Origin of the sequence: Saccharibacillus sacchari (assembly GCF_037722395.1) — a bacterium.
Lineage (GTDB): Bacteria > Bacillota > Bacilli > Paenibacillales > Paenibacillaceae > Saccharibacillus > Saccharibacillus sacchari_A.
This window is the reverse complement of record NZ_JBBKAR010000061.1, coordinates 1-15,549: the sequence shown is the minus strand read 5'-3', so window position 1 is coordinate 15,549 and position 15,549 is coordinate 1. Positions and strand designations below refer to the sequence as shown.

13 protein-coding genes are annotated in these 15,549 nt (G+C 52.9%); 12 read left to right on the top strand and 1 reads right to left on the bottom strand.

Translation table 11 applies throughout. The features are described from left to right. The first annotated feature begins 104 nt into the window (after positions 1-104). Together WKI47_RS24580 and WKI47_RS24575 are read left to right on the top strand one after the other, a co-directional pair. A complete protein-coding gene (locus WKI47_RS24580; protein ID WP_340229846.1) occupies positions 105-1,031 on the top strand; it encodes a hypothetical protein in 927 nt (308 codons plus the stop codon). 169 nt (positions 1,032-1,200) lie between these two features. After that, the gene (locus WKI47_RS24575; RefSeq protein ID WP_340229845.1) at positions 1,201-2,334 is read left to right on the top strand and encodes a nucleotidyltransferase domain-containing protein; all 1,134 of its coding nucleotides are present in this window, start codon (positions 1,201-1,203) and stop codon (positions 2,332-2,334) included. Between the two features lie 219 nt (positions 2,335-2,553). Here WKI47_RS24575 and WKI47_RS24570 read toward each other — a convergent pair whose 3' ends face one another. Next, complete coding sequence (locus WKI47_RS24570; RefSeq protein WP_340229844.1) at positions 2,554-3,582, bottom strand: LacI family DNA-binding transcriptional regulator; 1,029 nt, start codon at positions 3,580-3,582, stop codon at positions 2,554-2,556. 292 nt (positions 3,583-3,874) lie between these two features. On the opposite strand from WKI47_RS24570, the gene WKI47_RS24565 reads away from it, so the two are divergent. The 10 genes from WKI47_RS24565 to WKI47_RS24520 all read left to right on the top strand — a co-directional run bounded on the left by WKI47_RS24565 (position 3,875) and on the right by WKI47_RS24520 (position 15,466). Continuing rightward, a complete protein-coding gene (locus WKI47_RS24565) occupies positions 3,875-4,924 on the top strand; it encodes a 2,3-butanediol dehydrogenase (RefSeq protein ID WP_340229843.1) in 1,050 nt (349 codons plus the stop codon). Between the two features lie 803 nt (positions 4,925-5,727). Continuing rightward, the gene (locus WKI47_RS24560; protein WP_340229842.1) at positions 5,728-6,111 is read left to right on the top strand and encodes a GntR family transcriptional regulator; all 384 of its coding nucleotides are present in this window, start codon (positions 5,728-5,730) and stop codon (positions 6,109-6,111) included. Beyond that, a complete protein-coding gene (locus WKI47_RS24555) occupies positions 6,108-6,980 on the top strand; it encodes an ABC transporter ATP-binding protein (protein ID WP_340229841.1) in 873 nt (290 codons plus the stop codon). Before WKI47_RS24560 ends, WKI47_RS24555 begins: the two co-directional genes overlap by 4 nt. Next, positions 6,973-7,611 carry an ABC-2 transporter permease gene (locus tag WKI47_RS24550; RefSeq protein ID WP_340229840.1) on the top strand — a complete coding sequence of 213 codons (639 nt, stop codon included), beginning with the start codon at positions 6,973-6,975 and terminating at the stop codon, positions 7,609-7,611. Before WKI47_RS24555 ends, WKI47_RS24550 begins: the two co-directional genes overlap by 8 nt. A gap of 147 nt (positions 7,612-7,758) precedes the next feature. Beyond that, positions 7,759-8,523 carry a GTP pyrophosphokinase family protein gene (locus WKI47_RS24545; protein WP_340229839.1) on the top strand — a complete coding sequence of 255 codons (765 nt, stop codon included), beginning with the start codon at positions 7,759-7,761 and terminating at the stop codon, positions 8,521-8,523. 191 nt (positions 8,524-8,714) lie between these two features. Next, entirely contained in the window at positions 8,715-10,343 is a 1,629-nt protein-coding gene (locus WKI47_RS24540) for a diguanylate cyclase (protein ID WP_340229838.1), read from the top strand. Positions 10,344-10,538: 195 nt separating this feature from the next. Beyond that, positions 10,539-11,258 carry a response regulator transcription factor gene (locus WKI47_RS24535; RefSeq protein WP_340229837.1) on the top strand — a complete coding sequence of 240 codons (720 nt, stop codon included), beginning with the start codon at positions 10,539-10,541 and terminating at the stop codon, positions 11,256-11,258. Then, positions 11,255-12,859 (top strand): HAMP domain-containing sensor histidine kinase, encoded by a 1,605-nt coding sequence (locus tag WKI47_RS24530; RefSeq protein WP_340229836.1) that lies wholly within the window; start codon positions 11,255-11,257, stop codon positions 12,857-12,859. Before WKI47_RS24535 ends, WKI47_RS24530 begins: the two co-directional genes overlap by 4 nt. Before the next feature lie 227 nt (positions 12,860-13,086). Beyond that, a complete protein-coding gene (locus tag WKI47_RS24525; protein ID WP_340229835.1) occupies positions 13,087-14,226 on the top strand; it encodes a hypothetical protein in 1,140 nt (379 codons plus the stop codon). A gap of 199 nt (positions 14,227-14,425) precedes the next feature. After that, positions 14,426-15,466, top strand: coding sequence for a hypothetical protein (locus tag WKI47_RS24520; protein ID WP_340229834.1), 1,041 nt, complete (start codon positions 14,426-14,428; stop codon positions 15,464-15,466). Positions 15,467-15,549: the final 83 nt, after the last annotated feature.

The window sequence follows — 15,549 nt, the reverse complement described above, 5'->3', positions numbered from 1 at the left end:
TGAAAAAGGATTCCTTTCTCCGGGTGGCGGGGAGAGGAATCCTTTTTGTTTGGCAGCTTCTCTCGCGGGTAATGGGGTTACGTAGAAATAAGGAGGAGATCAGCATGAATGTAACACGTCGAACGATTCCATCTTTACGCAAATCGCTGAAACTCGCCCCCGCCGCGTTGATCGTGGCGCTTGCGCTCAGCGGCTGCGGAAATACGTCGGGCAGCGCGCCCGAGGAGGCGAATGCTCCTGCCGATGCGGCCTCCGAAGACGGGGGCGCGAATGTCGTTCCGGGCACGGGGCCGGCGACGAGCGCAGAGGATGCGGCAGAAGACACGGATACCAAGCAGACCGAAGAGAACGCGACGGAGGACACCGATCCGGCGGAAGATAGTAATGCACCGGATACGGAGGGCGTGATCGATCAGGTCCGAGCGCAATTGAAACTTCCGGATGCGGTATTGCCGACAGAATTCGAGATTGCGGACGGGCATTATTTGACGGCTTCGATCGAGAAAAACGAAGAGGCCGCGTTCAACGTTGTTTTTTACGAAACGGAGCAGGTTGTGCCTGTAGACGATGACTCCCTAGCGCCGACCGGAGAGACACCGATCCTTGCGATCGTGAACGCCGAGAGTTATGCCGATCCTTTAAGCCAGGAAGACATCTTTTTCACGGCGCCAGATCTGGATTCGATTCCTGCCGATATGTCCGTCGATCTGGGAAATGGAATCCAGGGGATGCAGGAAGGAGCGGCGGGTACGCAGTATCTGACCTGGCAAGAAGGGCGCTGGGTGCTGCAAATTCAGTCGCTGAGCGAAGATCAGATGGACCAAGCGGGGATTGCGCAGAAAATGGTGGACTACCTGGAAAGTCACTCGCTCCCGGCACCGGATGATGCGGGCCGGATCAGCGCGAAGTACCAGCAAGGCGGCGATGTCGTGCAAAATATCGTAGCCTGGAACAGGGGAGACGTCGTGTACCAGATCGAGACGCAGCGCGTTCCGCTCGAAGCGTTAGCCATGACCGTATCGGTACAGTAATGCGCGGCATAAGCGGAACGTTTCGGTGAATCGGTGAATACAGAGCAAAGGAGGAGCGAACGTCCGCTCCTCCTTTTTTGCCGATTTTGCTATGTATATCCGGCAGATGATAGGATAAAAAGGAAAGCCTGCGGTCTTCAAAGTAGGCGGAAAACGGGGGATCTCAGCCATGGAAAAGTTTAATGTATTCGACGTTTCTTCGGCACTCATCAAGCGAATTCGGCGGGATTACGCAGAGGACGTCGCGATAGCGGCTTATTATGGTTCGTACACCGACGGGACGGCAACCGAACGTTCCGATCTGGACTTTTTCTATATTCCGGCGAATCCGCAAGGCTACGGTGCCGGACTGTCTTTTATTCTGGGCGGACGTAGCTTCGACTTCTGGCCGATCGATTGGGAACGGGCGGAACGTATGGCACGGCTGGAGGACAGTAAAACCGGTATTTTGGCCGATTGCAAGCTGCTGTATGTCCGTTCCGACGAAGATTTGGAGCGTTTCAACAATCTGAAGCTTCAGATCAAAGATATGCGTTCGTTCGAGGGCGAAAAGAAGTTTCTGGATCTGGCGGAAAAGAAGCTGGAGGGGGTGTACCCGTTTTTGTGGGAGATGCGGCGTGCGGGGATTGGGAAATCGCTCTCCTTTTACCGACTTCAAGCGTTTGAGGTAGTGGCTCCGGTGCTGGAAGCGATCGCGCTGGCCAACCGGACTTATCTACGCAAAGGATGGGGCAAAAATCTGACGGAAATCTACAACCTGCCGGTTCGACCGGCCGAACTGGAACAGGTGATGAATACGATGATGCGAAGTGGCGAACCTCCTGCGATCATCGGGGCCTGCGAGCATCTCGTAGATTCGGCAAAAAGGGTATTCGACGAGCAGAGAAGCCGTCTTCAACCGCCGACGCCGCAGTATGTGCCGCGAGCCGAAGGCTTTTTCGAGGAATTCAAAGGGCTGCTCGACAAAGTGCAATCGGCTTGCGAACGCAAAGAGTATGAACTGGCCTTTTTCTCGGCGGTGCACGTGGAGAGCGAGCTGAACAGCTTCCTCGTATTTTGCGAAACGGGACAATGGAAAGTGGGGCAAAAGGCGCAAGAGGAAGGACGCAAGATCGCCGAACGAGCCAAACTGCCTTCTCTCGTATCGGTGCTGGACCCTGCCAATCTATTTGCGCTTCAATCGGCTGCGAATCGGTTGGAGGTGACGTTGGAGCGCTTTTTCCGTGAGCAGGGCGTGGAGATTCGGAAGTTTGGCAATCTGGACGAATTCCGTCAATTTCTGTTGGAATATAAGCCGGATTAAGCGTATAGTACTCTGTACCAAATGAATGTAAGGTTAAGCTCGTCCGAAACGCACCAGACCCATGTGCGTTTCCGTCGGAGACTTCGTACACGGTTTAGGTACGAATCTCGGCCAAACGTAAACCCACTATTTGACCTGGTACAGAGTAATAGGTCGGATCGTAAAAAGCACCGCCTGGAACGAAGCGTCGTTCTTGAAGCGGTGCTTTTTTGCGTGAGGCTATGTATGGTTCAGGGAAGAACGTTTCAGCATTACGCTCGATTCCCGGACGATCAGGCGCGGCTCGAACTGGACTTTTTCATAATCGCCGACGATTTGTTCGCGGATGCGCTTGAGCAGAAGCTCTGCCGCCAATCGAGCTACTTCGCTGCCCATGATGGACACGGAACTGATCTGCGGGCTGCTGATCGTGGTCCATTGGTTGTTATCGACGCCGACGACGGCCACTTCTTCGGGGACGCGTACGCCGAGTTCCTTGAACCGGTTCACCAGGCCGATCGCGACCATGTCGTTGACCGCGTAAACGGCGTCCGGCATATGCGTCAACCCGTGAAAATAGTCCGCGGCACGGGTTCCGGTTTGCAGGGAAAAGTCGTCGCCGAAATACACCAATGAAGCGTCTACCCGATCTACTGCGCGTTCATAGGCGAGGTAACGGTCTTCGATGACGTCTTTTTGCGTGCCCGCGTAAGCGATCCGGTTGCGGCCGATTTGCTTGAGATGATCCATGACGAGCTGCCCTTCCAGCATGGATAAACAAACGATATCCGCTTGAAGCGTAGTGTCGAGCTGTTTGCCGTAGTTAATGACCGATATCGGCACTCCGGCTTTGTTGATTAGCTCCGAAAGCGTTTTGGGGTAAGCCAGCGGCATGATGATCAACCCGTCGACATGCAGCTTTTTGATATCGCGAACCACTTCCAGCTCGGCCCGGGCATTACCCGCCGTGTTGATCTGAACGACCCGGTAGCCATGCGCTTTCGCGGCTTGCTCGACGGCCCAGGCAATATCCGGAATGATCGCGTTGCGGATATCGGGAACGGCGAGCGCGATCTGGTTGGTCAATCTGACTTTCAGGCTTTGCGCGGATGTATTGGGAACAAAGCCGAGTTCTTCGATCGTTTGGAGAATACGGGTGCGGGTCTTGGCGCTGATGCCTTCGCCGTTGTTAATCGCCCGGGAAACGGTCGCGATTCCGACTCCGGCATGCCGGGCTACGTCTTCGATCGTTACTTTCTTAGATGCCATATGGATCGCCTACCTTTATCGTCGTTTCGGAATCGTTTCCGAAAATTATTGAAAACGTTGCGGTGTCTCTTTATTATATCATTCTATTCATAGGCAAGGTTGGAATTGGGGCATATAGGCTTTAAAAAGCTTATTTTTGAGGTTTTTGATCATGAAAAAGCTATAAATCGCAATGATTGATCTGCTTTATTGGTTTGACAATGTGTCAGAACTGTGACATATTTGATTTCGGAAACGTTTCCGGAAAAATCGGAGCGTATAGCGTCAACACAATCGAAGGAGATGACCGGCAATGAAAGCATTGAGATGGCATGGACCGAAAGATTTGCGTTTGGAAACAATCGAGGAGCCGAAAGCGCTTCCCGGCAAAGTGAAGATCAAAGTGGAATGGTGCGGCATTTGCGGCAGCGATCTACATGAATATACGGCGGGACCGATCTTTATCCCGGCAAGCGACCCGCATCCGATCACGGGCGAAATCGCTCCGGTCGTGATGGGGCATGAGTTTTCCGGCCGCGTTGTCGAAACGGGCGAAGGCGTGACGCGCGTGCAAGCCGGGGATCGTGTCGTGGTTGAACCGATCTATGCTTGCGGAAAATGCGAAGCTTGTCGCAAAGGCAAATATAATCTGTGCGAAAAAATGGGCTTCCTCGGTCTTGCCGGAGGCGGAGGCGGGTTCTCCGAATACGTAACCGCTGAAGATTACATGGTGCACAAAATTCCGGACAGCATCTCTTACGAGCAAGGCGCCTTGGTCGAGCCGTCTGCGGTCGCTTTGCACGCTGTTCGCCAAAGCAAGTTGAAAGTCGGCGACAAAGCGGCGGTATTCGGCGCAGGCCCGATCGGCCTGTTGGTGATCGAAGCGCTCAAAGCTTCCGGCGCGGCGGAAATTTATGCGGTCGAATTGTCGCCGGAACGCAAAGCGAAAGCGGCGGAACTGGGCGCGATCGTGCTTGATCCGAAAGAATACGACGTCGTGGCCGAGCTGCATTCCCGCACGAACGGTGGCGTAGACGTCGCTTACGAAGTGACCGGCGTACCCCCGGTGCTGACTCAAGCTCTGGAATCGACGAATATCGGCGGCGAGCTGATGATCGTCAGCATTTTCGAAAAAGAAGCTCCGATCATGCCGAACCGCATCGTCATGAAAGAGCGTACCGTGAACGGCATTATCGGCTACCGCGACGTATTCCCGGCGGTCATCAGCCTGATGGATCAAGGCTACTTCCCGGCAGACAAGCTGGTCACGAAGCGGATCGGCTTGGACGAAGTGCTAAGCGAAGGGTTCGAGACGCTGCTGAAAGAGAAAAATCAAGTGAAGATTCTGGTTAAGGCGGAATAAAGATACCGATTGAAAAGGGACTACACAATCCATTGCGAGGTGGATTGGCTAGGGCGTGTACGCAAACTCAGGCGACGTACATCTTGAGCTGCCTTTTCGCCCTCCTCTACGTCACTTTCCCTTGACGTGCCCCGGCACGCCTTCGGAAAAGTTCCTGGATGAGAACGAAAATTCAGCTCAATCTGCGCCCTTCGGAGTTTGCGTACACGCCCTAGTCCCTTTTTTTACGTTCTACGATTCTTGTTGTCGATCTTGAATCTAAAAGGTACGAACTTGAAGCTCGCGTGAAATCCCGGAGAGGTTCGCACCCCGCGCGGTATAAGGGTCTTAGGTGGCTCCCCACGCAGAAGCATGGATTGAAATACCCATATACGTACCTTGCATCACTCCCCGCATGTTAAAAAACAAAGCTTGATTTAAGAAATGTGTGCAAAAAGTCAAAAAAATCATGAGCTAATCTGCTCTTTTTTGATTATTGTGCCATTTGGTCAACATTTAAAACAGATTTTTCCGAAAAGTCTGTTAAAAGTGAAAAAATGTTGATATTTCATCAAAATTTTTAAAAAAGAGCGTTGAAATATGCGAAAATGTGTGCAAAAAGTCAACACTTTTCTCCCTCATCGCTCTATAGCAGGCGGATCTTCTATCAAAGTTGCCTTCATCCCTCAACCGCGGCATATCGCCGTGGTTTTTTCCTGTCGCCTAATCCCCAGGAATTTATTGACATCCAACACCCTAATGTATATATTGTTTATATACAAAGTAAACAATATATACACTTATAGACACAAGGGAGGTCCGCCATGAACATTTTGATCTCCAATTCGTCCGGTGAACCGATTTATGCGCAGATTGTCGCTCAGATCCGGCAGTTGATTTTTAGCGGGGAGTTGGAGCCGGGAGCCTCTTTACCTTCTATCCGTCAACTTGCCAAAGATTTGCAGATCAGCGTGATCACCACCAAGCGTGCTTATGAAGAACTGGAGCGCGAAGGTTTGACCGAATCCATGGTGGGGCGCGGTTCATTCGTGGCCGGCGTGAACCCGGAGTTTCTGAGGGAACGAAGGTTGAAGGCATTGGAGCAGATGTTAAACGAAGCAATGATCGAAGCCAAAGCTTTGGGACTTAGCCAACAAGAACTGACCGAATATTTAACCACGTTATACGAGGAGGAGAATCGGGAATGAATGCAGCGACGCTTGAAGGGATATGGAAAAGTTATGATTCATTTAAGATGGAAGACGTCAACTTTTCGATTCGAAAAGGGTATATTACCGGCTTGATCGGACCCAACGGCGCCGGCAAAAGCACGTTGATTCGCATGATCATGCAGATGGTGAAGCCCGATCAGGGACATGTTGAGCTGTTCGGCAGCAAGCTGGAGCATGAAGCAACAGGAATGCGGGAGCGTATCGGTTACGTGTCGGACGAGAATGTTTTTTACGATCATCTGACTCTAAAAAGGATGACGAACATTCTCGCGCCGTTTTATCGGAACTGGGAAGCCGATACCTTTCGCGATTATCTGGAGCGTTTCGAACTTCCGGAAAACAAAAAAATCAAAGACCTGTCCAAAGGGATGAAAATGAAATTCTCGCTCGCCGTAGCCTTATCGCATTCCGCCGAGCTGTTGATCATGGACGAACCGACAGCGGGGCTGGACCCGGTGTTCCGCCGCGAATTGCTGGATTTGCTTGCTGACCAACTTCAAGACGAGCAACGCTCCATTTTATTTTCCAGTCATATTACCAGCGATCTGGACCGCATTGCCGACTACATTGTTTTTGTGAATCAAGGGAAGCTGATCTTCGACGAAACCAAAGACGAAGTGCTGGAGCGCCATGTGTTGGTCAAGGGAGGAAAAGAACTGCTCGATCCCGACATTCGGCCGCTTTTTGCAGGATTGCGCGAGAGCGGGGTCGGTTTCGAAGGACTGATGACCGACCGTACGCGAGCCGAGCGAATCTTTGGCAGCTTGGCTTTGATCGAACAGCCTACGCTCGAAGAGATTGTCTATTTCACGGTAAAAGGCAAAGGAGGGTTTGTCCGTGTATAGCGTGGCGCATTTGATTCGTAAAGACATCCTGCTTGTTTATCGATATGTGTTGATTGTAATCCCGTTTCTTCTGTATATGGCCTGGTCGGAAACGGGAACGCTGCTCGTATATGTAGCATTTCCCGCTGTGGTGATGCTGGTTACTTCCTGTACATTGGATATGCAAAATAACAGCCAGCGCTTCACCGCGAGTCTGCCGGTAAGCCGATCCCAGATCGTCTGGTCGAAATACTTCAGCATTTTGGCGTTTACGTTGATCGGACTTGCTTTTGCCGGTGTACTTCAGCTTCTGTCCATGATGTTGAATGTGGAAACGGTAGCTTTCGGACTTCCCGAAGTGGGGATGGTGCTGATGCTCAATTTGTTGGTAACCTCGATCTTTCTCCCTCTTTACTTTTGGCTTGGGCCAAAAGGGATGCAGATTGTGCGAACGGTCTTTATTATGTTGATCGCGATCGGAAGCGCCGTGGTCGGTACGATCCTGAAAGATTACGACGTCATGCGGCACGGGATATTTGGCGGAGCAGGCAGCGCGGGAATAGAGCTGGCGATCGTCGCAATAGCTATTTTAATCCTGTTGTGTTTGTCCATTTTACTATCGCTCAAGCTCCATGCCAGACAGGATATTTGATCCCAGGCAAACGAAACTCGAAATTTGTAAAACTGCGGGGTAACCTCTATACTTAAAGTGACCGATATTCAGGATATAACGAATATTTGACGGGCGGACGGATGCCGAATCCGCTGCCCCCTGCAGAGAGGAACGGAAACAAATTTCATGGAAAACAAAGCTTTGGATTTTAGCGGCAAAAGCGTTCCGATGGAGCAGCTTAAGTCGTTCCGCGACGAAGTGACCCGCTTTATGATGACGTACAAGTTTGCACTCGACGAGATGGAGACGAAGATCGACATCCTGAAACAGGAATTTCAGACCTTGCACGACTATAGCCCGATCGAGCATACCAAGTCTCGCCTGAAGTCGCCGGAGAGCATCGTGAACAAGTTGATTCGCAAGCAGCACGATATTTCCCTGACTTCGATCAAGGAGCATATCCGCGATATCGCGGGCCTGCGCATTACCTGCTCGTTCATTTCCGATATTTACAAAGTTAGCGAGATGCTTCAACAGCAGAACGATCTTAAAGTGCTGGATATCAAGGACTACATTGCGCATCCGAAAAGCAACGGGTACCGGAGCCTGCATCTGTTGATCGAAGTACCGGTGTTTTTGTCCGACCGGACGGAGCATGTGTGCGTGGAGCTTCAGATTCGTACGATCGCGATGGACTTCTGGGCGAGCCTGGAGCATAAAATCTTTTATAAATACAATCAGGACGTGCCCGGCGAATTGTTGTCCGAGCTGAAAGCCGCCGCGGATTCCGCCAGCTCGCTCGATCTGCAAATGGAACGGTTGCAGCATGAAGTGCAAGCGATCAAGGACGCGCATGACGCCGAAGAACGGGAAATGTTGAAGACGATTCATATCAACGGCCAGCAGTTCCGGATTCCGGGAACGCTGCTCGATATATTGGGACAAAACTGATTTTTTCGAAAAAGATCGGGCGAACTAAATTCGTTCGGTCTTTTTTCCTATATAATTAGGCTAAACCTTGCATAAAGCATTGATTTTCATGTCGGAGAACCTTAGTATATTGTATACTTAGCATTTTGCGTCGCTTCGCGGCCGGACATCCGGTCTGAACAGCGATGAGGCTGTTACATGGAGGGAGTACCTTGCCGGATTATCATTCAAAACAGACAAGTCCGGGCATGCATCAGCCGGATTGGACGATGCTGTACCGAAAAGCGCAAACGGTAGGGTGTACGCCTTCCGAGTTCGAGCAAGTGCTGGACATATTGGAGCTTTTGCCTTACCGCGATATCAGCACCGCGATCGTACCCGTTCAGCAGGCGCTTCAAGTCGCGGAAAAGTTGGGACGCGAAGATCTGGTGCACCGCACCCGTCTTGTACAGGCAGACGTGTTCGGCCGCCAGGGACGCGTGGCGGAAAGCGGCCGCATGATTCGCGAAATCAACGCCTGGGCCGCCAAGCACGATTACAAGCATCTGCTGGCGCGCAGCCATCGGCTGCTCGGCGGATTTTTTCGACGCGTCGGCGACCACGAAAGCGCGCTTGAACATGCGTTCCGCGGGCTTCAGCATCTGCCGGGCGAAGTGTCTCCGGCTACGCGCGCCGATCATCTGATGATGCTCGGCCTTGCGCTCGACGAAGCCGGTTCGTTCGAAGACGCGAAGCAGCGCTTCGACGAAGTGCTGGAAATCTCGCATACTACGGGAGACGTGCAGTTCGCGCTCTACGCGCTGAATAATATGGCTTACACCTATTACGATCAAGGCGACTTGGAAGCGGCATCGAGCCTGATCGAACAAATTCGCGAGCTATCGGAGCGCCACGGCTTTCCGCTGATTGCGCTGCTACTCGATACGATTGCCAAAGGCGAAATTTTGCTCGGCCGTCCCGAAGAAGCGGAAAAAACGCTGCTGCCCGTTCTTACCGATCCGACGCAGCGCAAGTTGAGCGAATTGGTATCGCTGCCCGAATGTATGCTGACGGTGTCCCAGGCGCAGCTTGTGCAAGGCAAATTGGCGGAAGCGCAAGCGATGCTGGACGAAGCCAGGCACTTATGCGAAGATCACGGCCTGGCCCGCGTCAGCGTGCAGGTGCGTTTGCGGCAAGCGGAATTGTATGCGGCTTCCGGCTTGTATCAACAGGCTTACGAAGAGCATGTGCGGTTTCACGCGGATTCCGAAACGCTTCGCTCGTCCGAGCGCGAAGCGAAAGTCCGGATTTTCCAAGCTGTATTCGAAGCCGAAGAAGCCCGTAAAAGCAGCGAGCATTTCCGCGAAATGGCGCTGCGCGATCCGCTTACGGGACTGCGCAACCGGCGTTTTATCGATCAATATCTCGACAGCCTGCTGCTGCGCATGCAAGAAAGCGGCGAATCGCTGACCGTCGCGATCATCGACCTGGATTATTTCAAACGCATTAACGATACGCTGTCGCACGAGGTCGGGGATACGGTTCTGATCAACGTAGCCAAAATCTTGTCGGTATCGGCTGCCGAACCGGCGGCTGTCGCCAGATTGGGCGGCGAAGAATTCGTGGCGATCTTCCCGCGCGCGGATCGTCGGCAAGGCGAGGAATTGGCGAACCGGATGTGCCGGGCGATCCGCAACGCGCATTGGAGCCCGATTACCGGCGTGATTCCGGTTACGGCCAGCATCGGCGTGCATACCGTGCAAGGCGGTTCGATCAACCGTGCCGAGCTGCTGGCGGTCGCCGACCGCCGGTTGTATCTGGCGAAACGGTCGGGCAAAGACCGGGTCGTCGCGGAAGGCTGAACCTTGCTCGGTCGCTCAGCCGCAGTGGACGAAAGGGTCCGCTGCGGCTGTTTGCCGTGCGCCGGGAGAACGTTCCGCTGCTGCGCGGAAAGCGGCAGGCCCGGTACGTTTTTTCGCGGCAAGCTGCTAGTTTTGGAAAATCGGTACGTATCGTGTTTAATGAAGAAGAACAGCAAGCGGACAGGAGGAATCCGGATGAACAAAAAAGTGCTGGTCGTGGACGATGAACCGGGGATTCGCAGCGCGATCGCGTATGCGTTAAAGCGAGAAGGATACGAAACGGAGACAGCGGCGGACGGCGTGGAAGCGCTGGAAAAGGTGGAATCGTTCGGTCCTTCCGTGCTGGTGCTCGATGTGATGATGCCGAGGATGGATGGGTACGAGGTGTGCCGCCGTCTGGAGAATCGCAGCGGGATCGGGATTATTTTGCTGACGGTTAAAAACGATATGATCGACAAAATCGTCGGGCTGGAGCTTGGAGCGGACGATTATATGACGAAGCCGTTCGAAATTCGCGAGGTGCTCGCACGGGTGAAAGCGCTGATGCGTCGGGTAGAGAAGCAGACTCCGGCGATGGAAGCGAATGAAGTTTCGACAGCAGACATCGACGCGGACGATTTGGTGGAACTGGGTCCGCTGCGTATCCGTATCTCGCATCGTTCGGCTGAATTGGACGGGGAGGAGTTGGAACTGACGCCGAAAGAATTCGATCTGCTCACGCTGCTTGTGTCCCGTCCGGCGCGCGTTTTTACCCGGGACGATCTGCTCGACCGCGTGTGGAGCATGGATTATGCAGGCGGCACGCGGACGGTGGATATTCATGTGCAGCGGCTGCGCAAAAAGCTGGGCGAAGACCATCAGGCGATGCTGCAAACGGTATACGGCGTCGGGTATAAGGCGACCGCGCCGTCATGAGGGTCAGCATCAAGCTGAAGTTTACGCTTTTTCTGGCGGTGCTGCTGAGTTTGACGGTCGGGGTGTTGAGCGCGCTTGTGTTGCAGGGAACAGAGCGGAGCCAGACGGAGCAGATCGAAGCCACGATGGCCCGGCAAACGCAATTGGCCAATCTCCGCGTGCGGCAGGAGTATTATACGCAGGAGCCGAGACTCGATCCGCCGGCGTTTTTGCAGCAAGAAGGGGTACGGTTATCGGACGAGCTGTCGGATCTGACGGGCATGCCGGTGACGCTGTACGACGCCGAAGGCGAGCGGATCGGGACTTCGCTGCCGGGCGAGATTCCGCCGCTGGAAGGCGATCCGTCCGGCGCTTCGTCGTTCCGCTACGCGATGGCCGGACAGGTGGCGTATTGGAAACAGGGAAGTTCGCTGGAATATTTCGCGCCGCTGGAAGGTCCGGAAGGACAGGTCGGGGTGATTCGTTTCCGGTATTCGATCGTCAGTTATCAGGCCGCTTATGCGGATATTCGCGGGCTTTTTGTCAGCATCGGGTTGAGCGTGGTAGGCCTGAGCTTCGTGCTGGGGTATTTGTTTTTCAATCGTTTTGCGGGCGGGATCATTCGTTTGAAAAAAACGGCGGATGCGATTCGGCGCGGCGAGTTTGTGCGCAGCGCGCCGCTTAAGCGCCGCCGGGACGAGCTGGGGCAGCTGGGTGAAGGACTGTACGAGATGAGCGGGGCGATCGAACGCAATATCGAAGCGATGCAGGAAGAGCAGCATAAGCTCAAGCTTGCGGTCGAGAAACTTCAAGCGCTGGAAAAGCAGCAAAAAGAGTATATCGGCAGCATCAGCCACGAGTTCAAAACGCCGCTGACGTCGATCAAAGCGTATGTCGAGCTGCTGGAGATGTACGGGGACGATCCGAATTTGCTGGAAGAAGCACGGAGCAATATCGGCAAAGAAGCGGAGCGGCTGTACGAGATGGTCGAAAAGGTGCTGCGTCTGGCCGAGTTGGAAAAGTACGATTTCGAGATTCAGGCCGAGCAGATGGATGCGCAGGAAGCGCTGCGGGACGTGGTCGGACGGATGCGCGGGAAAGCGGAACGATTCGATCTGACGTTGCGGTTGGAATCGGGTGATGAAGCAGGCGATCCGGCTTTGCGTTTTCCGATCTGGTTCGACAGGGAAAGCTTTATGCATATTTTCGTGAATTTGTTGGATAATGCGATTAAGTATAATGTACCTGACGGGACGGTTGTGGTGGATTTGAAGGAGCGCTCGGCGCTGGAAGTTGAAGCGAATCGTCGGGATCGACGTTCCGAACCGGACATTGCCGAAGCGGCAGACGGGCACGCGCAAACTGCGGCTACGGTGGAACATGTCGTAGTGATTTGTATCCGCAATACAGGCCCGGCGATTCCGAAAGAGCTGCGGGAGCGGATTTTCGAGCCGTTTTTCACCGTTAACCGGGATCGGGCGCGGCAGTCTGGAGGAAGCGGGTTAGGGCTGGCGCTGGTGAAACGATTGACGGAGGCGCAAGGAGGAACGATCGAGCTACTGTCTTCGGATGAGCAGGGAACGGTGTTCGAGCTGACGTTTCCGCGGATAGACCGAAATTGAAAAGATCGAGTGGAAAAGTCGCGGGGAGCTGCGGCTTTTCTTTTTTATCGGCGGAAAAGGTTGAATGGGGGCTGTGGATGTGGAGTATTTACGTGTTTGAAACATTTTGGAGGTATTTGTTGGGTACACTGAATGTAACGACACAGATTCGATGAAGGGAATGAAAATACATGAACTTAATATATAGAAGAAAGTTAGGTTTGGGAAAAAGGCAAGGCGGATCGCGGGTGAAAAGTATGGCGGCAGCGGCGGCTGTACTGGCGTTGCTCGCCGGATGTGCTTCACCGTCGTCTCCATCCGGGGAAACGGTAGTGGTGCCTGATGCGTCCAACACCCAAACCGATGATTCGACTCAAACGGCTGCGCCGGATATCACAGTTACAGACAATACGAATGCTTCGGTATACGCCGACCTGAAGCTTGAGGATATTCAGCAGATCAACGGAGTGCGTGGGCAGGATTGGCTCAGCGAAGATGAAGTGGTGGTCAATCGTCAGAACGATGCAGGCGAACCGACCGAATTTAGCGACGGAGAGATTTTGCCGCAAGGCCTGTATGTGCATACGCTCGCCGGAGGCAAAGAGAAAAAGATCGTTGCGGACAACACCAACTGGGGAGGAGCCAAATTGTCACCGGACAAGAAGCATCTTTTTTACCAGGAGATCTTCGAAATGACGGGCGTTGGCTATATCATGGACCTGGAAACGGGAGAATCGGTGCAGATTGCGGACGGACGCGAGATTCTGATCGACGGGGCTTGGTTGGATGATGAGCATTTCGTTTACGGGAATATCGAAGGGCAGTTGTTCCTAACCGATTTGTCGGGAAAAAGCGAGCAGTTGCTGGACTTAAAGGATGCCGGGCAGCGGGCGAGCGGTATTCAGACTGTAGGCGATATCGTGTACTATACCGGGTTGAACGAGCAGGAATTGTTCGCTTACCATACGTCGACGAAGAAATTGGAGCGGTTCGGCAGCGGGATTTTGTGGGCGATACCGGCACCGGACGGCAGTCAGCTCGCGCTTGTAAAGCGGACAGGAAAGACCGAGATGACGCTGATGCTGACGGATTTGGCGGGAAACGAGAAAAAGACGCTGGCGACGGGAACGCAGGTGTTCGGGACGAGTTGGTCGCCGGACGGGAAAAGACTGGCGTATACGGTGACGTCGGCGGACGATGGGAGCAAAGATGGGTTTTATATTTCGGATGTGAATACGGGCGAGGCGTTTATGATTTCGTCGGACCTGGCAGATGCGGGGGACGCGATGAAATGGAGCCCGTCGGGCACGAAGATTATGGTGAATAAAGTGGACCGGAAGAACGGGGAGTTGATGGCGCAGTCGTCGATTATTACGGTGTCGTGGTAGGAGATGATTGGGAGAGTAAGAAAAATAGATAGCGGTGAGGGCCTGCGCGAGAGTGCGGGCTTTTTGCGTTACGGTTGGGAAAGGGGAACAGGAGACAGGAGGCGAAAAAATAGTGTTCATGCTTGGTGGGTAGGGCTATACTGTAAGCGTAGGTGAAAGATGGATTTAGGTGTGAGTTGGATAAGGAAGGAAAAGAATAATGACGATTTTGGCAACGCAAAAATTAATTAAGCAAATGACGGCGGACCAAAGGCCAGATAGGATCATTATCGAAGCGTATATGAATGTAATCGTAAAGCATGGCGATATTGAAGACGCTAAAGCGCTTTTCGAATTATGGACAGCTTTGCCCGAAGATTATACGAATGAATTGCTGCTTCGGGGAATCGGAGCGCATGGAGATGCCGGGTTGGCGCAAAGGTTGTATGCCTATAGTATTGAGCGGGGAGTATTGAAAACGGGCTTGCCGGACGAAACCCTTTTGACTTTGGGGTATATGGGAGTCGAGGCGGCAACAGAGCAATTGCTTCAGATGGTCTCGATCAACGATTGGCATGTCTCGGCAAATGCGTGCTTGGGGTTGCTGCATTTATCCTGTGCTTCTTACGAAGAAGAGATTAGGGAAATGCTTAAAGCTTCTTTTGGAGAAGCATTGTTTAAGGAATTTTTGCCTGCGTTGGCGCATAAAGTAGCGGATCGAAGCATCGTGCCTGAGCTGTTCGAATGGGGAGAGAAGACCGCTTCCGTAGATTGCAACGCCGGGCTGATTCTTGGAATTGCGTGTTTTGGGGCGGAAGAGAAAGAAACCATTCGACGAATTCTTTGGAGTCCCAATTGGGAAGCGCACGGAAAAGGAACAGGTACGGGCTACTGGTCCTGCATCGCCATGCAGCATGTGGGACTGACTTTTGCGGAAATGGTTGAAGATGTGAAAAAGTTAGGCGAGCAGGCAGGAGCGGAGCGGGACTTGGAATATAGGCTGGATGTATTGGAGACTCTTATGGTTCATCGATTGACACACAGCTACAATCCGATTCGTTTTATGAAGAATAGCGAAGAAACGACCATCGAATGGTATAAGGCTTTGTTCGATTGGCAGCCGGAGGAGCCCGGTAAGTATGGGGGGATAACGGATTTGATTTTAAAAAGGCTGCCGGAAGAGGATGGGTTGCTTGGACGTTATTACGAGTTGGAAAGAAAGTTGGAGATTGCGATCATGCAGGATATGGGGAAGGAGTGAGGGCGGGAATCATACGTATAGTGAGGGGTTTATGAAGTTCGTGAATACCGCAGTTGGGAGTTGTAGGTGAAATTCGTGAATAA